We start from the raw sequence: 19,288 nt of genomic DNA, 5'->3' as shown, positions 1-19,288 counted from the left end.
GAATCTTGTCGATAGGAAAAGGACAATAGCGGCCTGAATTAAAATGAGTAATAATACACAATGATCATAGCCACCGATTTAAGCTTAGATAGAGGCGCTAAAAACCTCATAAAATCATCAAGCTTTACTATTCATCCTAATCACAAAGTCGGCTTAGTTGGCGCTAATGGCTGTGGAAAATCTTCTTTATTTGCGGCCTTATTAGGTGAGTTACAGCCCGACAGGGGCGATGTAAATATGCCTTCAGGCTGGGATGTCGCGACAGTAAAACAAGAAACTCCCGCCCTCGAACAATCAGCCTTAGATTATGTGATGGACGGAGATAAAGAGTTTCGTCAACTTGAGCAACAACTTGAGAAAGCTCGATTAAATGATGATGGCAACCAAGAAGCGTTAATTCTCAACCATATTGACGCCATAAATGGCTACAGTTTACCCGCCCGTGCCAGCGAGTTATTGCATGGTTTAGGTTTTTTACAAGAACAACTAGGTGATGCCGTAAAGGATTTTTCTGGTGGTTGGCGCATGCGTCTTAACTTGGCTCAAGCGTTAATTAGCCGCGCAGATTTACTTTTACTCGATGAACCCACTAACCATCTAGATTTAGATGCGGTAATTTGGTTACAGCGTTGGTTAAAACGCTTTACCGGTACTTTAGTGCTTATTTCACATGATCGTGATTTTCTCGATGACGTTATTGAACAAATTCTTCATATTGAACATCAACAAGCAAAATTATATTCGGGTAATTATAGCGCCTTTGAGCGTCAGCGCGCGGAACATTTAGCACAACAAGATGCTCAATTTCAAAAACAGCAAAAAGAAGTTGCTCACTTAACCTCATTCGTCGATCGCTTTAGAGCAAAAGCCAGTAAAGCAAAACAAGCACAGAGTCGTTTAAAGCGTTTACAAAAATTACCTGACTTAGCACCCGCACATGTTGATAGCCAATTTACCTTCAGTTTCAAAACACCGGAAACATTGCCTTATCCATTATTAGCGTTAAAAGAGACAACCTGTGGCTATAATCCAGAAACCATTATTTTACGTGATGTCGGTCTCACGCTGGTACCCGGTAGTAGAATCGGTCTTTTAGGACGAAATGGTGCGGGTAAGTCGACATTAATAAAGTCATTAGCCGGCGATATTGCCTTAATTAAAGGCGAGCGTTATTGCGCCCAAGACTTAACTGTTGGTTACTTCTCTCAACATCAGCTTGAACAATTACATATGCCAAGTAGTGCGATTGATCATATTGTTCGTGCTAAACCTGAGACTACAGAGCTACAAGCGCGCAATTTTTTAGGTAGCTTTGGTTTTACTGGCGACCAAGCACTTTCTCCGGTAAGTACCATGTCAGGTGGAGAAAAAGCACGTCTGGTATTGGCGTTAATTGTTAATGAAAAGCCACAATTACTTCTCCTCGATGAGCCCACTAACCATCTTGATTTAGAAATGCGTCAAGCACTTGTCTTTGCTTTACAAGACTTTGAAGGGGCTATTATTTTGATTGCCCATGATCGCTTTTTATTAGAGTCGTGTGTTGATGAGTTTTTCTTAGTTGCCAATGGTCAAGTTAGCGAGTTCTCTGGTGATATTGATGACTATCAACAATGGCTTAACGAAGACAAAAAACAAACACTGAAAAATACTAAACCCGCAAAGTCTCTTGAGGTTGTTGATAAAAAACAATTACGCAAAGACCAAGCTGAATTACGTAAAAAAGCATCTCCACTGCGTAAACAAGCCGATAAATACGAGAAGAAAGTGCAACTGCTGCAAACTGAATTAGCTGAAGTTGAAGGAGTATTAGCCGAAAGTGAGATATATCAAAGCGAACATAAAGCACGCTTAGCCGTACTCATTAAGCAACAAGCTAAGCTCAAAGCAGATGTTGAAGAAAATGAAATGTATTGGCTCGAATTAGAAGAACAAATTGAAGAAATTATGTTGCAAGCTTCACTGTAAAAATTAATCATTAAATTATATTACTTGCTACACTTAATAATCATACGATTAAAATAATGAGAACGTTATGAAAAAAACAATATTCGCCCTTTTTTGTCTATCTATAGTAAGCAGTGTTTCGAGCTTTGCTTATCAAGGTGATCTTGACCAAGGCATTTATGAATTAAACCGTGGCGCTTTTAAAGCGGCTATAAATGAATTTGAACCCTTAGTTGCTCAGGAGTATTCTCCTGCGCAGTATCAAATGGCGCTTATTTATTTAAATGGTTACGGCGTTACAAAAGATCCCAAAAAAGCGTTGGAATTAATGTCCTTAGCCGCTTCACAAAATCACCCCGACGCACTATTTAGTTTGTCACTGATGTATTCTGACGGAGTCATCGTTAAAAAAGATTTAAAAACCGCTTTTGCACTGATGGAAAGAGCAGCGATAAGAGACTCCGTTGCCGCACAATTTAATCTTGGTGTTATGTATTTCAATGGCACGGGTACATATAAAGACTATCCAAAAGCCGCACGTTGGTATGAAACTGCGGCAAAGCAAAACTACGCCCTAGCCCAGTTTAATTTAGCACTGATGTATTTTGAAGGATTGGGTGTTGAGAAAAGTGTAGAGATGTCTTTTATATGGAATATTATTTCCGCAAGTAATGGTTATCAAAATGCAGGAAAAAGTCGCGATATGGACTCCTTAAAACTCAGCAATGTAGAAATAGCTCAAGCAAGGGAAAAGGCTGACCGACTTTATCAACAAATTATCGAACAAGAAGCATTAAAAGCTAAACAATAAAACCTTAGCTCTAAAAAATAAAACAATAATCTAAGGGATAAATTTAAGGTTCATTGATCTATATCACAACCATAAAGTAACCCACGATTTAAAATGGCTATAACATTACGTTATAGCCATTTTTGTTATAACTCAATTATTTTTATGGAGTCTATTATGAACTTTTTCGATATGATTATTAATGATCCCGTTGTACTTTATTCTTTTGGCGGATTAGCAATTCTTTTAGGTATTGGTGCTTTCTATGTTTATTATTTTCTTAAAAACATCAATGAAAATAATTAGGTAAAAACCTGTAGAAGTTGATTAAAGTTGCAACCTTCTTAATTAAGGTGGAAACCGTAAAATAAAGTCAGCAACTGCAATTATTACGTTTAAGCACCGAAAATATCTTTCAAAAAATTTAATTAAACGTTGAAGTAGTTAATTTCTACAATATAACCCTAAGGGTAATAGCTGCCAAAGAGGGGTCTTTAGCAACCTAAAATTTTGCAGGCGTATATTTTTACTGTTTGATACGAATATAGACATTAAAGATTTAACCTCAGGTATCGCTCATCTAAAAAAGCAGTCATTAAGATTGTTGTACTCCTCCTTAAAATACGGTGTTCACCGTTAAATTATAAATTGTTACTTATAACACTTTTTATACTAAAACAGTTGACCCTACTACCGTGGTAAGCTTTAACCTCAACTTAGTTCTACAATTCAATTAAGATGAGAAGCTTATGAATACAACTACACAATTCAAAATTGACGGTATGACCTGTGCTTCATGTGTCGGTCGTGTTGAAAAGGCCTTACACAAAGTGGTTGGCGTGACAGATGTTACCGTTAACCTAGCTACAGATACGGCTACTATTCAAGGCACTGCCAGTCATAGTGAATTAATTACCGCTGTTATTGAGGCTGGTTATCAAGTACCCGTGAAGGTAAAGCAATTTGGTATTGGAAAGATGAGTTGCTCCTCTTGTGTGACGCGGGTCGAACAGGCATTGTTAAAAGTAACCGGTGTGGCCGATGCATCGGTCAATTTAGCCACCGAGCACGTACAAGTAAAAACTTTATCCTTTGTAACAGATGAACAACTAGCCCAAGCCGTGACACAAGCCGGTTACCTTTTTATCCCGTTGAACAATGACAGCGTGATAGAAAAGCCCAGCCAACATCAGCCTTTTTATACTAAAGCATGGTGGCCCGTATTGGGAGCAGGCCTACTTACCTTGCCACTGGTGTTACCCATGTTAGGCATGTTGTTTTCCCAACAGTGGATGTTACCGCCAGTTTTGCAATGGCTATTAGCTACGCCAGTACAGTTCTATTTTGGCGCTCGCTTTTATCGTGCAGGCTGGGGAGCATTAAAAGCTGGCATGGGCAACATGGATCTTCTTGTCTCCATAGGTACCAGTGCAGCCTACGGACTATCTTTGTATTTGTGGTGGAGCTTTAATAGCGCTCATGGCATGCCGCACTTGTATTTTGAAAGTAGTAGCGCAGTAATCACCTTGGTTCTGCTGGGTAAATATTTAGAACACAAAGCAAAACGCCGAACAACTGATGCACTTAGAGCATTGGAAAATTTGAAACCTGTTGAGGCAACAGTGCAGCGCTTAGGTAAATGGCAAAAAGTGGCCGCTTCATCAGTAAAATCCGGTGAAAAAGTTAAAGTAATACCGGGCGAAAGCATCCCTGTTGACGGTGAAATTTTGCAGGGCCAGAGTCATCTGGATGAGGCGTTAATTAGTGGTGAATCAATTCCGTTAAGTAAAAAAGAAGGTGACGTTGTCACGGGTGGCTCACTTAATTTGGACGGTATTTTGGAGATCCGTGCCACGAATGTTGGTAGCGAATCTACTTTATCTAAAATCATTGAATTAGTAGAGCAAGCCCAAGGTGCAAAAGCTCCCGTACAAGCAATAGTAGATAAAGTCAGTAGTATCTTCATTCCTGTGGTGTTATTGGTCGCACTTACCACCTTATTGGTGTTGGGTTTAGTATTTGATGACTGGACCAATGGCATTCTCAATGCGGTAGCCGTTTTAGTGATTGCCTGTCCATGTGCACTTGGTTTAGCAACTCCAGCAGCCATAATGGCAGGTACAGGAACCGCTGCCAGATTAGGCGTATTGGTTAAAGATGCAGTGGCGTTAGAGCAAGCAAAAGAAATAAATTTAGTGGTATTTGATAAAACAGGCACCTTGACCCAAGGCAAACCTGTTGTAAATGAGATGAGGGTCATCAGTGGTAGTGAAGAAACCGTATTGCAGCTGGCCTATTCCTTACAAATAAATAGTGAGCACCCACTAGGCAAAGCTGTGGTTGAAAAAGCATTAGCCAGCGAAACACAACCAATACCTGTCGCGGAATTTCAAGTTGTCGCGGGTTATGGTGTCAAAGGCAACATTGGTGACAATTTAGTCTTGATGGGCAGTAGTCATTGGATGCAAGAGTTAGGGGTAACACTGCCAACCGAACAAATAAAAATACCAGGTGCCTCTGTTTCTTGGTTGGCTAGTCAGCAGCAAGATAAGATCACATTACTTGGGCTGTTTTGTTTTAGTGATAAATTGAAGTCTGATGCGCTGCAGGCTGTGAAGTTATTGCAACAACAAGGTATAAAGGTAGCTATGCTTACTGGTGACAATCAAGCGAGTGCAACATCGGTAGCGACAGAATTACAGTTAGACGATTTTAAAGCTGAGGTGTTGCCTGCAGATAAAGCAAAATATATTCTGCAATATCAAGAGCAAGGTTATCAGGTTGCTATGGTTGGTGATGGCATTAATGATGCGCCAGCGCTAGCCCAAGCAGATTTAGGTATGGCAATGGCGTCTGGTACTGATGTTGCCGTTAGCGCAGCTTCTTTCACGTTAATGCGCAGTAAACCAAGCCTAGTACCCACGGCATTGATCATTGCAAGGCTAACTTATCGTAAAATACAGCAAAACCTGTTTTGGGCATTTATCTTTAATGCTGTGGGAATTCCACTAGCAGCCTTTGGTTATCTTGACCCTATTATTGCCGGAGCTGCGATGGCATTTAGTAGCTTATTTGTCGTCAGTAACGCATTGTTATTGCAACGTTGGACTCTTAAGGAGAAATAACATGGCGAAACTTGTCACCATAGGTAAAGCCTCTAACTTAACAGGGGTGTCGGCCAAAATGATCCGATACTATGAAGAAATTGGCGTATTAAAAAAAACGAGTCGCACAGATGCAGGTTATCGACTTTATAACCAAGCACACATACAACAATTGGGATTCATCCGTCGTTCGAGAAACTTAGGTTTTTCCATGATTGAGATTCAGTCACTGCTCAAGTTCTGGCTCGATACTGATAGAGAAAGTCGACACGTGAAGCAACTAGCGCTGAGTCATTTGCAGGAGATAAATGAAAAAATATTGGAGCTAGAGCAAATGAGAACAATATTACAAAAACTAGCTGATCAATGTGATGGTGACGATAACCCTGACTGCCCTATTTTAGAAGGTTTAGCTCAACTTTCATCTGAATAACGAAGGATAATTGTTTTTTGTTATACTAACAGCACTTGTCTATGTTGATTGTCATGCATTATCTGCACAATTAATCTTAAATACTGAGGTGTGCTTATTAACTTATCTATTAATCAATCTTCCTCTACGCTCAATGTAATTGAGCGTCAAAACAAATCACGTGAAGAAAATGATGAAAAGGTATACTCATTAATCAACGAATATAAGACAACAAGTTTATGATGGCGTTTAGCCTTGTAAGCTTTTTTTTAGCCTAAAAATATCTATTTATTTTCAATTCACATACAATAATAAAACTGATAAACCACAACAGACCACTATAACTTTAAATGTTTACTCAAAGTCAATTCACTCCAGCTTGGTGGCTACACAATCCTCATTGCCAAACTATTATTGCAAAATTTTTAAGATCTAGAAAACAGCTAGAAACTTGCAATGAAACAGTGGAGTTACCTGATGGCGACTTTATTGATTTAGCATGGACCGATAAACCTAAACCTAATGAAACTCGTCCTTTAGTGGTTGTTCTTCATGGTTTAGAAGGTTCAGTTAACAGTCATTATGCTAAAGGAATGTTATCGGCTATTAAAGATAAACAGTGGATCGGAGTGCTAATGCATTTTAGGGGCTGTAGTGGACGAGTCAATAGAAAAGCACGTTCGTATCATAGTGGCGATACTGATGATATTAGTTATTTAACGCAATTTTTAAAGAAAAAATATCCACAGCTTCCAATGACAATTATTGGCTTTTCTTTAGGGGGTAATGTACTAGCGCGTTATTTAGCAAAAGAACCTAATAATCCTTATCAAGCCGCTGCAATCATTTGTGCCCCTTTACATTTGGCCAGTTGTAGCAAGCGGATTAACAAAGGCTTTTCGCGTATATATCAGAAATATCTAGTGGGCATGCTCAAAGACAGTATTAAGGATAAAATGGACAGTAATCTACTCTCTGCTCCGCTATCGCAAAGACTGGCCCATAAGCTCGATGAAATTAAGACCATTTGGCAATTCGATCAACTGGTGACAGCCCCTATTAACGGTTTTGAGAGCGCTGAAGATTATTATCATCAGGCGAGTGGACGTTTTATTTTGGATAAAATTAAACAACCCTGCTTAATTATTCATTCAAATGACGACCCTTTCTTATGTGATGAAAATACCCGTGATATTAGCAGTATTCCCAGTAACATATGTTTTGAGGTCAGTAAAAAAGGGGGGCATGTTGGCTTTATCAATGGTAATAATCCCTTAAGACCAAAGTTTTGGCTAGAACATCGTGTTCCAAATTTTTTAGAGAGCTACCTATGATAATCCCCTACAAAGATCTACAACCCGATACGTTAACAGGTATTATTCGAGAGTTTGTTTTACGTGAAGGTACCGAATATGGTGCGGACGATGTGTCTTTGTCCGAAAAAGTGGCGCAAGTAAAAATACAACTTGCTGATGGTAGTGCGTTTTTAGTTTATTCAGAGCTTCATGATACGGTAAATATTTTACCCATTGATCAGTTTGAACAACAACAAAACGAACAAGAACAAACGCAATAGTTATTTTATAACAACGAACACCCTATGGATGTTCGTTTCTCATTTGCTATTGAGTGAAAGCTAATACAAAACTTACCGGCACGGCATAAGCAATGCTTGGTAGATTTGCTAATGATTTTAATTTATTAATGCCTGCCACTAAAGCAAAGTCTTCGGCCTTAATGATAGCCGGCTTTAAGGTGCTCACTAACATATGATTTGCTGATAGCTTAGCCACCATAACATTCAATGTAAGTTCTTGCTGGTGACCATGTAAATTCAGGCTACCCGTAAGTGACATTTTCTGACTTGAACCGATAGTTATCGCATCAATATCTACACGATTAAGTTGCGCACTAAAGCTCGCTTGTGCAAAAGTTGCTGTTTCAAAGAGAAACTCCGCCATTCTTTGATCACGTATCGCAATATTGGTGTCAACACTGCTTAGGTCAATGGTCACATTTGCCAGGCCGCTATTGTTGATAACACCCGTAAATTCTTTAAAGCTATGACTTTCAGCCACAGTGCCTTTTTTAATCGACACAAAAGTTAACGATGAATTTTTAGAGTCCAACTGCCAAGCACTATAGGCTGGTGCCGTAAGCAGGAGTGAAAGGCTTAAAATAAAAGTAGATATAATACGCATAATAGGTCCTTTGAAAATAAAATAAAAATTAAGAGCGTCGCGCTCGATGAGGGGTCACAATACTTTGCCACGGAATATTACTCGCACCTAAAGTCATAAAGTCAGGATTCATTAATCCTTCCCGTTGATTATAAGTTAACGGTAAAAACTCACTATCAATTATTGAGCCTCCCGCTTGTTCGATAATACAATGACTCGCTCCTGTATCCCACTCACCTGTAGGACCAATACGTAAGTAACAATCTGCACCACCTTCAGCAATTAGACAGTTTTTCAGTGAGCAACTGCCTAATGCCACATATTCAAAAGCAAAGTTTTCGTTGTTAAGGTATTGCCCCATTAGGCTGAGCTCTTGTCGGCGGCTTACCGCCACTTTGATTTTTCGTTTGCCATCATATTTAGCGACATGAATTTGCTGGCTACCGGTATGGCTTTCTTTAAAAGCGCCAAGCTTATTTTGTCCATAGTAGGTAAGTTGGTGATCTGGTGCGTGAATAACACCAATACTTGGCCAGCCATTTTCCACCAAAGCGACATTAACAGCAAAATCGCCACTGCCTTTAATAAACTCACCTGTCCCATCAATAGGGTCGAGTAGCCAATATCGTGACCAATTTTTTCTTTGATTAAGCGCTAATGCACCAACTTCTTCAGAAATAATAGGAATGCCAGGTGCCAAGCGTGACAGCTCTTGCATCAATACATCGTTAGCCGCATAGTCAGCACTAGTAACGGGGCTATTATCTTCTTTAATTTCTGACGTGTAATTGCCCGACTTGTAATGCTTAGTAACTTCTAGGCCTGCTTTTTTTGCACTTTCTATCGCGATGGCGAGTAACGTTTCATTGTTCATTAATCTTCACTTACTTTTTCTTTTGAGTGTTATTTTAAAATATTCTTAACTAAATCTTTTACCAGCATTAGAGCAGCTATGCTTCTTGCTTCATTAAAGTCAGGTTGGGCAAGTAATGATTGATAGTCGGCAAGTTTCCATGAGACAACTTCTAGCTCTTCAGGTTCATCACCGGGGAGTTTTTCTGCATATAAACTTTCAGCAAGAAATATTTCCATTGAGGCAGAGAAAAAAGCCGGTGCTGTTGCGACTCGATGCACATGGGTGAATTTATTCGCCCCATAGCCGACTTCTTCTTTTAACTCACGATTAGCAGCATGCTCTGCACTTTCGCCTTCATCAATAAGTCCTTTCGGGAAGCCAAGCTCATATGTATGGGTGCCAGCACAATACTCGCGTACTAATAAAAACGTTTCATCGTCTAACATAGGTACAATTAATACAGCGCCTCGACCGTAGCCTTGCATGCGTTCATATTCTCGCTCTACGCCGTTACTGAAGGTGAGATCTACTTGTTCTATAGCAAACAAGCGACTCTTGGCAACTTGCTTACGTTGAGTGACTTTGGGAAGTGTTAAACTATTGCTCATGGTAGCTAAACCTAAGAGTAAAATATTAATAATATAGTTTTAGAATAGCACGTTAACTTTAGATATAATTAATAATTAATCGCTCTTAGGAAAAATAATATGCTTAATTGGTCAAAAATTTCTACCGTACTTTTAGATATGGATGGAACGATTTTAGATTTACATTTTGACAACCATTTCTGGCTCCATCATTTACCACTACGTTACAGTGAGCATGCAAAGATTTCACTTGAGCAAGCAAAAGAAAACTTAGCAAGCCACTATGAAAGAGTTGCTGGGACCATTGACTGGTACTGTTTAGACTACTGGGCTGAACAAACCCAATTACCGATTCAAGCATTAAAACGTGAAGTACAACACTTAATTAACTTACGCGATGATGCTCATGATTTTATGGTGGCACTACGAGAGAGTGGACGAGAAATAATACTGGTTACTAATGCTCACCCAGATAGCTTGTTGCTTAAGATTGAACGCACGCAACTCGATAAATATTTTGATGTTTTATATTCTACGCATGAATTTGGTGTTACCAAAGAATCACAATTATTATGGCAACGTCTTCAAGAGAAACAAGGTTTTAGCCTAGAGAATACTTTGTTTGTTGATGATAGTATCAATATTTTAGCATCGGCTCAACGCTATGGTTTTGAACATTTATTAGCGGTTGAAAACCCAGATAGTCAGAAAACGCCACATATTGTTAACGATTACCCATCTACATCAGACTTTAGAACATTAATTGATGAAATAAAGAAATATCCCATTAAGTAATGGCTATTATTCATCCTGACGTAAAGCCAGGATGAAATAGGTTTAGCCTAAGTAACGATTAATCACCGTATTAAATGGCTTAAAAATTCAATCGATAGCGCCCTTGGTTATCAGCTTTGCCAATAAAGGACAGCAGTGGCTTTAATTTTTCAGGGAAGTTCGCACCTGGCTTTAAATAACCATTTCCAGAAGCTCTATTGGTATTATGCAGATAAGCGGTAAACGTGAGTCCAAGATCGTTTTCAGGGGCAATGATAAACGCAAGCGCCCCTTTTTCACAAGCCAACTCAGCAGATAACGTACCTAAATTTGCTTTTTCTGATAATGCGGTGATAGCTGCCTTGTTCCATTTTATTAAGCCCTTCATTTGCTGACATACAGGCTTGCCGAGTATAAATTCATCAACACTGAGTTCAATAAGGTTGTGGGCTTGCATCGGGATAGCTAGATTAAGCTTTTCCGTAATTTGTTGTGCAGCTACTGTGATATCAAGATTAGTAATTTTTATCTGCTTAAGCAATTGGCTTGCTGTCAACCTACCTTCTGGTCCACTGACTAAGGCACCGCCAAAAGTTAACTTAATTGTCGGGTCAAGCATCAATAATGAGAGGAAACTTAACTCACTACTGACATTGTTAATGTCGACATTATCAATGCGGACTTGTTTTGCATAACTTTGCCACACTGTGCCAGAAAGTTGAGATACTTGGCTGTTTTTTGGTAAATTAATAAAGCTAACCACCCAAGCTGCAGGCATAGTTGCAATTAAAAAAATCAAATATAAACTAAAGAACATTGCTCCGTAAGCAAACCACTTTTTCATTAACCTTTTCCTAATTGTAAGCGACGAACTCTAACAACACCGTTGCGATCGGCTTTACTTAAATCAATACTTTTCACTAATAAACCTTCATTATTGGCTAAAAATTCAAGCCAACTAAGTAACTGTGTAAAGGGGACTTCATCAATCCATACTTGTAAGTCTTCACCTTGAGGTTGCAAGCGAGCTATCGAAATATTATTACGACCGGCACTGCTGTTAACAATACTAGAAAGGCTGGCATTGCTGGCTGATGATGCCACTCTTTTTTGTGACTGTTGATAGCGCAGGGTATTTTCTTGCACCCAGGTATAAAGCGCTTGTTGGCGCATGATTTTTTGTTGAGTTTTATCAGTATTAGTAACCAATGGTTGCCACACTGCGCTGTAAAATAAAAACAGCACTACAACAAAGCTCATCATAGCAACGAGTCGTTGCTCAGAGCTTTTTAATTGTTGCCACCACGTTTTCATTATCGCCCCTTACTTGTGTTTGTTGATTGCTGATTATCATCATTACTGGTTATGCTGAATGAGCCAGAAATTTGATCACCTTGATTATTTTGCGCGCCCATAGATACCGTCAGATTACTCTCTTCAAGAGCGATTTTTAACTTATCAAAATACTGATAATCACTGGCAATTGCCTGCATACGAATCTCGTTGCGCTTACCATCAAACTTCAACGTTTGGGGTTTTATTTCAGGCACTAAAGCTAACGCTGGTTGCACTTGAGTTAAGATAGCTAAAAAGCCACTTTCTCCACTAGCCCCTCCTACTTCTTTGAGTTTCTGCTTAAGTTGGGAGCGAATAGTTGAGACTCGGACTCGCTTAGTTTTTGGAAAAACCTTTTTATAGGTACTAATGATTTGCTGTTCAATTTCAGCCTGTTGACTATGAAGCTGTATTAATTCGGCACCTTTAATACCGACATTAAGCAATAAAGCGAACATGGCAATACCTGCGGCCAAAAACCAACTTTTTAGCACGGGTGAGCGCTGTTCTTTAACTTTGAAGTCACCCTGTAGTAAATTGAACTTACCCGCTTTTTCATGATTATATGTAGCGGCTAATAACGCCAAAGGCAGCTCTTCTGGCATCGCATTGATGGTCAGTTTAGCGATGGTTTCAGGTAATATTGAATAAGCATTTAATGAGAAACTGTTGGGTACGTCATTATTGCTATCATTGTCCGCTACTGATTTTTGCTCACTGCTAATTTTCTCTACTGTTTGAGTACCACTAAGTGACTGACTAATTAACGGCCAAGTGTTGCTGTCTATGGTGATCCCTTGCCATTGTCCTTGGCGTATCAGTATTTGCTCACCTAAGACAATTGCACTACCAACATTGACTTCATTAGTCAGTGGCATTGCAAGTACATCTGGGATGATTTTTTTACAGGTAATATCTGCACTTTTTAACCACCCTTGCCATAATGCCAACTGAGCAGATTCGATAATTGCAACAAAGCAATTGTGCGCACTACCGACAATTTTGATATCACTATAAGCGAAAAATAACTCTTCAACATCTTGTGCTAATTCATCTTCAAGCATATACGGCACAGCTAAGCGCATCGCTTTTGAAGATTTACTGGGTACCGTTAAACTTTTCAAACTGATATCACTGGCTGGCACAAACGTAATGACTTCACGTTGTTTGGCTTTCTCAGCTAATTGCTCTAACGCATTGGCATTGGGGAGTTCACCACTGGCAATGATGCCTTCTTGATCGTCACTAAATATTACCCAGTGCACTACGTCTTTTGCGTTAGTACCTAATCGGATATATAACTTTTCGGTCATTACTCTCGTCCTATGGTACGACTCACTACGGAGATATTATTATTGCTTTCAACTTTCATTAAAGTGCTCAACGCGAAGTAGCTGTCATTAAAACTAGCGATACTTTTTAGTTTAAAATAATGGCTAACAACATCGAACTGCTCTTTTTGATCATTGGTTATTTTTGTATGTTTTGATATATCGGCTAAATTAAAAAACTCATCTCGTGTTTTAAAACCAGCACCCTCTCGGCTAGCCAAGGCATTTTCTGCATCCGCTAAAGGAATACCTAAAAAAGCCTCCAACAATTCAGGTTGGTCGCTTCTTATGGTGTTTATATTCATTTTATGAAGATTATTATTAGGTATTACGCAAGCATACTCTTTTAATTTATTAATAACCGGCACAGTAAAGTGTTCAATTAAGCGTAGTTCGGTAATACTGGCCAAATAATAATTAGCGGGTAAATAAGGAAACTCTTTTGCAGAGTAATCATTATCTTCAGCACCACCAGCACTGGCTATAGCGCTGTTTTGATCAAGCCAGTCAACCAATGCATCGGTCATGTATTCAGCATCAAACTGACTAACACCTTCAACATTAAGCGACATAATTAATTTTTGGAAAGCGTCTTCTATTGGGCGCCTTTGAGTGCCCGTAGGAGTAGCATTATCATCAGGCCTTAAAGCATTTAAATTAAAACAGGCTTGCATATCAAAAATTTCGCCGGTAATTTGTCCAAAGTCAACAGGATAACTTGTTTCGCCTTGAGCCCAAATTTGTTCTAAATGCGTTACGTCTTTTTCATCTTTAAAAACATTGATTAATATTCTTTTTGCAAACGCTTCTGCGCCCATCGCATACCAATAAGCCTGCTGATTTAGCGTAACATTATTAGTACGTTGCATCTGCAACTGCAAGCGCGCAGTCATCTGTGTGGCTAATACGGCGGCTAACGCGACGATAAGCAAAACAGTAATTAACGCCACACCGGTCACTTTTTTAGCGGTCGACTTACTCATATCAGTACGGCACTGAGAGTTCTTCATTAGACCTCCCATAACGAACAGCACAATACGTAGGCTTTAAATTTAGACATCATCACCCGCCACTAAAAATTCTCGTCTTATAAGCCCATAATCTTTAGTTATTAGCTCAACAGCAATCGCTCGAGGTAAACTTTTATTTATAATTTGTTTTTGCCATTTTTTGTCATAAAAAAACTCAAAATTTAGCGCTTCAATCTCGGTGATTAACTTTCTTCTTTTAGGCTCTTGCCCTTGGATAGCGTCAACAAAATTAAAATGAAGTCGCTCAAAGGTTCCCTCATTTAATTGATAAGCGACTGATTGCATATTGCTACGCGGTAATAGTAGACCTGGATTTGTCCATCCGTTGCGAACAAAAGCTAAGGTACTTTCGCCATTTGAAAAACTATTGCTGTCAGTATATAAAAAATCTTGCTGGGGAGCTTCGCCATTTAATCGAATACTGCGTTTAGCAATTTGCAGTAAATCACGCTCGATAAGTAAAAAGCCTCGCTGTAATTCATTAACGCGTTCGGTACGAATTTTAGATGACTCATTACCTTTTAATACCGTATTAAAAATAGTGAAACTACTCATGCTGATCATTGAAAAAATAGCGATAGCTATTAAAACTTCTAACAAGGTAAAGCCATTATTCGTTGGCTTATTCAAGCAAATCTTCACTACGGCTGGCTCTTTGAGATATAGGTAACCATACTAGTGATCGCTAACTTTTCATCTTCTTTATTACGAATTTCAATCGTTATAGCACGCATATTCTTATTTTCTGTTTTAAGCACTTTTTGTAGCCAAAACCATTCTTGGCCAGCCATTTCTACGGTGCCTTTTTTATTGTTTTTTGGTGGCCATGTTGGGTCTAATGTCATCGCAACTAATTGATTTGAGGCCACCCAATTGGCTAATACTTTATTTTCTAAATGACTTAAATTCTTAAAGTTATTGTCTGCTGCACTTAACAACGCAATACCCGCGATTGAAAAAATAGCCATCGCTAACATGACTTCAATTAAAGTGAAGCCTAATGAAGCCGTTTTAATGACCCGTTTCACCTTATTCATCATCAAAGAGTGGCCCTTCAACGGTTATCGGTGTGGTGTATAAGCCGGTCGCCTTAAAATAAAGCTTTGCTTCAGTGTAATTATTTTTAACGAATTGAAAACGCAGACTAAACGGTGTTATTTCACCGCCTGAGAGTATGTAAATTTGGGGAATAAGTATTTTTTTTTCTATATTATTACCGTCATCATCTTTAGCTACGTCTTCATCTAAGTCGTTCTCTTTATTAGCCGCTTGCAACTCATTAAATACTTCAGTATCAAATAATTGTGGTTCTTCAATTGGCAAGTCATCAAGTTGTAAAATCAACTCAACACCTTCAGGTAATTTATAGCGACTGAATAATTCATTATCAGAGATATCCGACCACGTTATACCGTCGTACCCTAAAAACTGATAACCTTTTTTGCCAATAACTAAGCCTAATTCAATATTATTTAGCATGCCATATTCAGCAGCAATATTAAAAACGCCAGCAAAACGTTTACTCGAGAGTTCAAGTGTTTCTTCGGCTTTATCACCTGAAGCACTAAACTGAACGACCGAAACCATTAAACCCACCAGCACAATAACCAACATCACTTCAATTAAAGTGAAACCGTTAACTACTGTGCTGTTTTTGGAATAATGCTTCATATTAAGAGTTCACCAAAACTACTGGTAGTCGCCAAGGTTCCAGTTGCCAATATCGTCTTCTGTACCAGGTTCACCGTCGGGTCCCATGGTAAAAATATCAATATCACCATTTTCGCCTGGATTTAATAGTTGATAGGCGTTGCCCCAAGGATCGTCAGGTAAACGTTTAACATACCCCCCGTTTGGAAAACGACGCGGTAAAGGTTCAACGTCAGTTTCTTCAACTAAAGCTTCTAAGCCTTGTTCAGTCGTTGGGTAGTTATAGTTATCCATTTTGTACATACTTAACGACGTTTCTAATGCATTAATATCTTGTACTGATTTTTGAAGTTTTGCGGTATCCATATTGCCCATCAAGTTTTGAACAACAACACTGCCTAACAAACCTAAAATAACAATAACAACCATCACTTCCAATAAAGTAAAGCCACGTTGTTTATTTTTCACTTTCATTGGTTGAATTTTTTTGTGCACATTAACCTCCTACTAAGGTATTTAACTGAAGAATTGGCTGTAAAATAGCCATAACTATAAAAAGAACGATACCTGCCATAGCGATCATCAAGGCGGGCTCAAAAGCTTTTAGCGATATATTCATCAACGCTTCAAACTCCCTGTCTTGGTTGTCTGCTGATCGACCAAGCATATGTTCTAACTTGCCACTTTTTTCACCACTAGCAATCATATGAAGCATCATCGGTGGAAATAATTTCGTTTGCTCTAAAGAAACTCGTAAACTCGCGCCTTCGCGCACTTTATCGGCCGACTCTTTAACGCATTGCTTAATGTATAAATTTTCTAAAACTTCACCTGATATTTTCATGCTTTCCAGCAAAGGAACAGCACTGGCGGTTAAGATACTTAAGGTACGAGCAAACCGAGCGGTATTAATACCACGAATAATTTTGCCCAGCCCTGGAAAACTAATCACCTTGCGATGAAAAGCAAACTTGAAGCTGGCCTTTTTCATTAAATGATTAAAGCCACCAATCAGTAATGCAATCAAAATAAGGATATACAAACCATTATCTCTTAAAAAATCACTGGTACTAATTAAAAACTGAGTCGTTGCAGGTAAGTTTGCGCCCATGTGATCAAACTGGCCAACAATTTTAGGGACTACCGCCGTTAACAGTATTGCGATAACGCCTATGGCTACGACCGTCATAATAACGGGATAAATAAGCGCTTGAATGATTTGTGAACGTAAGTGTTCCCGTTGCTCGGTGTAATCGGCTAAGCGGTTTAAAACCGTATCTAAGAAACCGGATTTTTCACCTGCTGCAACCATTGCTCGGTATAAGTGACTAAATACATGCGGAAACTCGGCCATACTCTCCGCTAAACCATAACCTTCGGTTACTTTTGTTCGCACCGCCATGATCATACTTTTCATGCTGTTTTTTTCACATTGTTCGCCAACGGCAAGCAAAGATTCTTCAATCGGTAAACCCGACTCGACTAATGTTGCCAACTGACGTGTGATTAAAGCAAGTTCAGCAACAGATACTTTTGTTCGTCCACCAAACCGTGATTTATTCGCGGCTTGCTTAGTTTTTTGTAAGCTTGGCGTTACTTCAGTAGGCATTAAGCCTTTGTCACGTAATAAGCCACGCGCTTGTCTGGGTGTATCACCTTCGATAACACCCTTTACCGTTTTACCACGGCTATTTACTGCTTGATAATCAAAAGCTGCCATAATAAAACTCTAGTTAATCTTCTTTGGTAACACGCAAAACTTCTTCGAGTGTCGTTTGTCCGGTCAACACTTTATCAAAGCCGTCACGGCGTATGCTTGGCGTATTTTGGCGAATAAACTTTTCAATAGCCTGCTCACCTTTACCATTATGAATAAGCTCGCGTACTTTATCGTCGACAACAATAAGTTCATGAATACCCATACGGCCTTTGTAGCCCTTTTGGCTACATTCACTACAACCAACTGCGCGATAAATATGCTGGGTGTTGTCTTGAGGTAACTCAAGTAATTTTAGCTCTGGGCCATCAGGTAAATGGCTTTCTTTACAATGCGGGCACAATGTTCTCACAAGTCGTTGTGCTAAGACCCCCAAGAGACTTGATGAGAGTAGAAACGACTCTACGCCCATATCTTCCATACGAGTAATGGCACCAGCGGCACTGTTAGTATGCAATGTCGACATCACTAAGTGACCGGTTAAACTCGCTTGCACGCCAATTTGAGCGGTTTCTAAATCGCGTATTTCACCAACCATAACAACATCGGGGTCTTGGCGAAGTATCGCCCGTAACCCGCGAGCAAAGGTCATATCAACTTTGGTATTAACTTGTGTTTGTCCAATACCTTCAATGGCGTACTCGATGGGATCTTCAACCGTTAAAACGTTACGCTCTTTCGAATCAATTTGGCTCAGTCCCGCATAAAGCGTGGTACTTTTACCCGATCCCGTAGGACCCGTAACTAAAATAATGCCATGGGGTTTTTCGATGAGTTTTGAAAACTTTATTCGGTTGGCAAGTGTCATGCCTAAATCTTCTAAATCGAGACGAACCGAGTTCTTATCAAGTAAACGTAGTACCACACGCTCACCATGGCCCGTTGGCATTGTTGAAACACGTACATCAACAGCACGACCGGCAATGCGCAAAGAAATACGACCATCTTGTGGTATGCGTTTTTCAGCAATGTCGAGTTTTGCCATAACCTTGATACGAGAAACTAATAATGAAGCAAGTTTACGATTTGGCTTTAATACTTCACGTAAAACGCCATCAACACGAAAACGAATTTGTAGCGCTAATTCAAAAGTTTCAATATGAATATCAGAAGCATTTTCTTTTATTGCTTCACTCAACATCGCATTGATCAATTTGATGATTGGCGCATCATCTTCATTTTCTAGCAGATCTTCTGTTTCTGTCATCTCGTCAGCGAGAGAATACAAGTCAACTTCGTTGCCAATATCTTCCATCATCTGTTGAGCTTCTGAAGAGTCTCGTTGGTATGAAATAGTTAATAACTGTTCAAATTCATCTAACGAATGAAATTCAATAGCAAAGGGGCTTTTTAAGACCCGACGCACTTCTAATACTGCCGCACTTTTAACATTGGCTAAGCAATGTAAGGTGTATTGGTCGTTACTTTTACTAATGAGTACATGATGACGTTTGGCAAAATTAAAAGGCAAACGGCTGATCTGCACTTTTACTTCTTCTACCTCTTGACCATTACCTGCAACATTTAAAGTCACTACGCTGTCGATGTCTTCTCTCTTTTCAATATCAGCCATA

At 39.2% G+C, this 19,288-nt stretch carries 21 protein-coding genes; 8 read left to right on the top strand and 13 right to left on the bottom strand.

Translation table 11 applies throughout. The annotated features are described in order from the left end of the window. Positions 1–60: 60 nt before the first annotated feature. The 7 genes from H4J70_RS02140 to H4J70_RS02115 all read left to right on the top strand — a co-directional run bounded on the left by H4J70_RS02140 (position 61) and on the right by H4J70_RS02115 (position 7,829). The gene (locus tag H4J70_RS02140) at positions 61–1,968 is read left to right on the top strand and encodes an ATP-binding cassette domain-containing protein (protein WP_182214697.1); all 1,908 of its coding nucleotides are present in this window, start codon (positions 61–63) and stop codon (positions 1,966–1,968) included. Positions 1,969–2,035: 67 nt separating this feature from the next. Then, positions 2,036–2,758 (top strand): tetratricopeptide repeat protein, encoded by a 723-nt coding sequence (locus H4J70_RS02135; protein ID WP_182214699.1) that lies wholly within the window; start codon positions 2,036–2,038, stop codon positions 2,756–2,758. 156 nt (positions 2,759–2,914) lie between these two features. Then, complete coding sequence (locus tag H4J70_RS20540; RefSeq protein ID WP_157470907.1) at positions 2,915–3,043, top strand: DUF3149 domain-containing protein; 129 nt, start codon at positions 2,915–2,917, stop codon at positions 3,041–3,043. Positions 3,044–3,486: 443 nt separating this feature from the next. Further along, entirely contained in the window at positions 3,487–5,862 is a 2,376-nt protein-coding gene (locus H4J70_RS02130; RefSeq protein ID WP_182250561.1) for a heavy metal translocating P-type ATPase, read from the top strand. A gap of 1 nt (position 5,863) precedes the next feature. Next, positions 5,864–6,274, top strand: a complete 411-nt coding sequence (gene cueR, locus H4J70_RS02125; protein ID WP_182250560.1) for a Cu(I)-responsive transcriptional regulator — start codon at positions 5,864–5,866, stop codon at positions 6,272–6,274. A 329-nt stretch (positions 6,275–6,603) separates the two neighbouring features. Further along, positions 6,604–7,587 (top strand): hydrolase, encoded by a 984-nt coding sequence (locus tag H4J70_RS02120; RefSeq protein ID WP_182229919.1) that lies wholly within the window; start codon positions 6,604–6,606, stop codon positions 7,585–7,587. Then, on the top strand, positions 7,584–7,829 hold the full coding sequence (locus H4J70_RS02115) for a YheU family protein (protein WP_182214706.1): 246 nt from the start codon (positions 7,584–7,586) through the stop codon (positions 7,827–7,829). Before H4J70_RS02120 ends, H4J70_RS02115 begins: the two co-directional genes overlap by 4 nt. A 46-nt stretch (positions 7,830–7,875) precedes the next feature. Here the strand turns inward: H4J70_RS02115 and H4J70_RS02110 are convergent, their stop codons facing one another. The 3 genes from H4J70_RS02110 to nudE are packed head-to-tail and all read right to left on the bottom strand — an operon-like array spanning position 7,876 to position 9,897. Continuing rightward, on the bottom strand, positions 7,876–8,454 hold the full coding sequence (locus H4J70_RS02110; protein ID WP_182214708.1) for a YceI family protein: 579 nt from the start codon (positions 8,452–8,454) through the stop codon (positions 7,876–7,878). A gap of 28 nt (positions 8,455–8,482) precedes the next feature. Further along, positions 8,483–9,307: a 3'(2'),5'-bisphosphate nucleotidase CysQ gene (gene cysQ / locus H4J70_RS02105; protein WP_182214710.1), complete on the bottom strand. Its 825-nt coding sequence runs from the start codon at positions 9,305–9,307 to the stop codon at positions 8,483–8,485. A 29-nt stretch (positions 9,308–9,336) separates the two neighbouring features. Beyond that, positions 9,337–9,897 carry an ADP compounds hydrolase NudE gene (gene nudE / locus H4J70_RS02100; protein ID WP_182214712.1) on the bottom strand — a complete coding sequence of 187 codons (561 nt, stop codon included), beginning with the start codon at positions 9,895–9,897 and terminating at the stop codon, positions 9,337–9,339. A gap of 99 nt (positions 9,898–9,996) precedes the next feature. Between nudE and yrfG the strand changes: the two genes are divergently transcribed. Beyond that, entirely contained in the window at positions 9,997–10,671 is a 675-nt protein-coding gene (gene yrfG, locus H4J70_RS02095; protein ID WP_182214714.1) for a GMP/IMP nucleotidase, read from the top strand. A 79-nt stretch (positions 10,672–10,750) separates the two neighbouring features. On the opposite strand, the gene H4J70_RS02090 is transcribed toward yrfG, so the two are convergent. Genes H4J70_RS02090 through gspE form a run of 10 tightly spaced genes read right to left on the bottom strand, consistent with a single transcriptional unit; the run spans position 10,751 to position 19,287 of the window. Further along, a complete protein-coding gene (locus H4J70_RS02090; protein WP_182221219.1) occupies positions 10,751–11,494 on the bottom strand; it encodes a type II secretion system protein N in 744 nt (247 codons plus the stop codon). Then, positions 11,494–11,964: a type II secretion system protein GspM gene (gene gspM / locus H4J70_RS02085; RefSeq protein WP_070374943.1), complete on the bottom strand. Its 471-nt coding sequence runs from the start codon at positions 11,962–11,964 to the stop codon at positions 11,494–11,496. The genes H4J70_RS02090 and gspM overlap by 1 nt, the downstream gene beginning before the upstream one ends. Then, complete coding sequence (gspL, locus tag H4J70_RS02080; RefSeq protein WP_182250559.1) at positions 11,964–13,298, bottom strand: type II secretion system protein GspL; 1,335 nt, start codon at positions 13,296–13,298, stop codon at positions 11,964–11,966. Before gspL ends, gspM begins: the two co-directional genes overlap by 1 nt. Beyond that, positions 13,298–14,326 carry a type II secretion system minor pseudopilin GspK gene (gene gspK / locus H4J70_RS02075; protein WP_259364606.1) on the bottom strand — a complete coding sequence of 343 codons (1,029 nt, stop codon included), beginning with the start codon at positions 14,324–14,326 and terminating at the stop codon, positions 13,298–13,300. The genes gspL and gspK overlap by 1 nt, the downstream gene beginning before the upstream one ends. A 42-nt stretch (positions 14,327–14,368) precedes the next feature. Further along, a complete protein-coding gene (gene gspJ, locus H4J70_RS02070; protein WP_220465911.1) occupies positions 14,369–14,977 on the bottom strand; it encodes a type II secretion system minor pseudopilin GspJ in 609 nt (202 codons plus the stop codon). 11 nt (positions 14,978–14,988) lie between these two features. Beyond that, the gene (gene gspI / locus H4J70_RS02065) at positions 14,989–15,387 is read right to left on the bottom strand and encodes a type II secretion system minor pseudopilin GspI (protein ID WP_083277946.1); all 399 of its coding nucleotides are present in this window, start codon (positions 15,385–15,387) and stop codon (positions 14,989–14,991) included. Then, positions 15,377–16,018: a type II secretion system minor pseudopilin GspH gene (gspH, locus tag H4J70_RS02060; RefSeq protein ID WP_182221222.1), complete on the bottom strand. Its 642-nt coding sequence runs from the start codon at positions 16,016–16,018 to the stop codon at positions 15,377–15,379. Before gspH ends, gspI begins: the two co-directional genes overlap by 11 nt. 18 nt (positions 16,019–16,036) lie before the next feature. Next, positions 16,037–16,471, bottom strand: a complete 435-nt coding sequence (gene gspG / locus H4J70_RS02055; RefSeq protein ID WP_182214818.1) for a type II secretion system major pseudopilin GspG — start codon at positions 16,469–16,471, stop codon at positions 16,037–16,039. Between the two features lie 22 nt (positions 16,472–16,493). Beyond that, positions 16,494–17,717 (bottom strand): type II secretion system inner membrane protein GspF, encoded by a 1,224-nt coding sequence (gspF, locus tag H4J70_RS02050; RefSeq protein ID WP_182214719.1) that lies wholly within the window; start codon positions 17,715–17,717, stop codon positions 16,494–16,496. A gap of 13 nt (positions 17,718–17,730) precedes the next feature. Continuing rightward, positions 17,731–19,287: a type II secretion system ATPase GspE gene (gene gspE / locus H4J70_RS02045; RefSeq protein ID WP_182230060.1), complete on the bottom strand. Its 1,557-nt coding sequence runs from the start codon at positions 19,285–19,287 to the stop codon at positions 17,731–17,733. Between the last annotated feature and the right edge of the window lies 1 nt (position 19,288).

Origin of the sequence: Colwellia sp. BRX8-9, assembly GCF_014077245.1 — a bacterium.
Lineage (GTDB): Bacteria > Pseudomonadota > Gammaproteobacteria > Enterobacterales > Alteromonadaceae > Colwellia_A.
The sequence above is the reverse complement of the archived record's forward strand: the minus strand, read 5'-3'. Positions and strand labels throughout refer to the sequence as shown.

Excerpts from the sequence above, each read along its gene's own strand:
- H4J70_RS02140 (WP_182214697.1), top strand. The coding sequence starts at position 61 with ATGATCATAGCCACCGATTTAAGCTTAGATAGAGGCGCTAAAAACCTC.
- H4J70_RS02135 (WP_182214699.1), top strand. The coding sequence starts at position 2,036 with ATGAAAAAAACAATATTCGCCCTTTTTTGTCTATCTATAGTAAGCAGT.
- H4J70_RS20540 (WP_157470907.1), top strand. The coding sequence starts at position 2,915 with ATGAACTTTTTCGATATGATTATTAATGATCCCGTTGTACTTTATTCT.
- H4J70_RS02130 (WP_182250561.1), top strand. The coding sequence starts at position 3,487 with ATGAATACAACTACACAATTCAAAATTGACGGTATGACCTGTGCTTCA.
- cueR (WP_182250560.1), top strand. The coding sequence starts at position 5,864 with ATGGCGAAACTTGTCACCATAGGTAAAGCCTCTAACTTAACAGGGGTG.
- H4J70_RS02120 (WP_182229919.1), top strand. The coding sequence starts at position 6,604 with ATGTTTACTCAAAGTCAATTCACTCCAGCTTGGTGGCTACACAATCCT.
- H4J70_RS02115 (WP_182214706.1), top strand. The coding sequence starts at position 7,584 with ATGATAATCCCCTACAAAGATCTACAACCCGATACGTTAACAGGTATT.
- H4J70_RS02110 (WP_182214708.1), bottom strand. The coding sequence starts at position 8,454 with ATGCGTATTATATCTACTTTTATTTTAAGCCTTTCACTCCTGCTTACG.
- cysQ (WP_182214710.1), bottom strand. The coding sequence starts at position 9,307 with ATGAACAATGAAACGTTACTCGCCATCGCGATAGAAAGTGCAAAAAAA.
- nudE (WP_182214712.1), bottom strand. The coding sequence starts at position 9,897 with ATGAGCAATAGTTTAACACTTCCCAAAGTCACTCAACGTAAGCAAGTT.
- yrfG (WP_182214714.1), top strand. The coding sequence starts at position 9,997 with ATGCTTAATTGGTCAAAAATTTCTACCGTACTTTTAGATATGGATGGA.
- H4J70_RS02090 (WP_182221219.1), bottom strand. The coding sequence starts at position 11,494 with ATGAAAAAGTGGTTTGCTTACGGAGCAATGTTCTTTAGTTTATATTTG.
- gspM (WP_070374943.1), bottom strand. The coding sequence starts at position 11,964 with ATGAAAACGTGGTGGCAACAATTAAAAAGCTCTGAGCAACGACTCGTT.
- gspL (WP_182250559.1), bottom strand. The coding sequence starts at position 13,298 with ATGACCGAAAAGTTATATATCCGATTAGGTACTAACGCAAAAGACGTA.
- gspK (WP_259364606.1), bottom strand. The coding sequence starts at position 14,326 with ATGAAGAACTCTCAGTGCCGTACTGATATGAGTAAGTCGACCGCTAAA.
- gspI (WP_083277946.1), bottom strand. The coding sequence starts at position 15,387 with ATGATGAATAAGGTGAAACGGGTCATTAAAACGGCTTCATTAGGCTTC.
- gspH (WP_182221222.1), bottom strand. The coding sequence starts at position 16,018 with ATGAAGCATTATTCCAAAAACAGCACAGTAGTTAACGGTTTCACTTTA.
- gspG (WP_182214818.1), bottom strand. The coding sequence starts at position 16,471 with ATGAAAGTGAAAAATAAACAACGTGGCTTTACTTTATTGGAAGTGATG.
- gspF (WP_182214719.1), bottom strand. The coding sequence starts at position 17,717 with ATGGCAGCTTTTGATTATCAAGCAGTAAATAGCCGTGGTAAAACGGTA.
- gspE (WP_182230060.1), bottom strand. The coding sequence starts at position 19,287 with ATGGCTGATATTGAAAAGAGAGAAGACATCGACAGCGTAGTGACTTTA.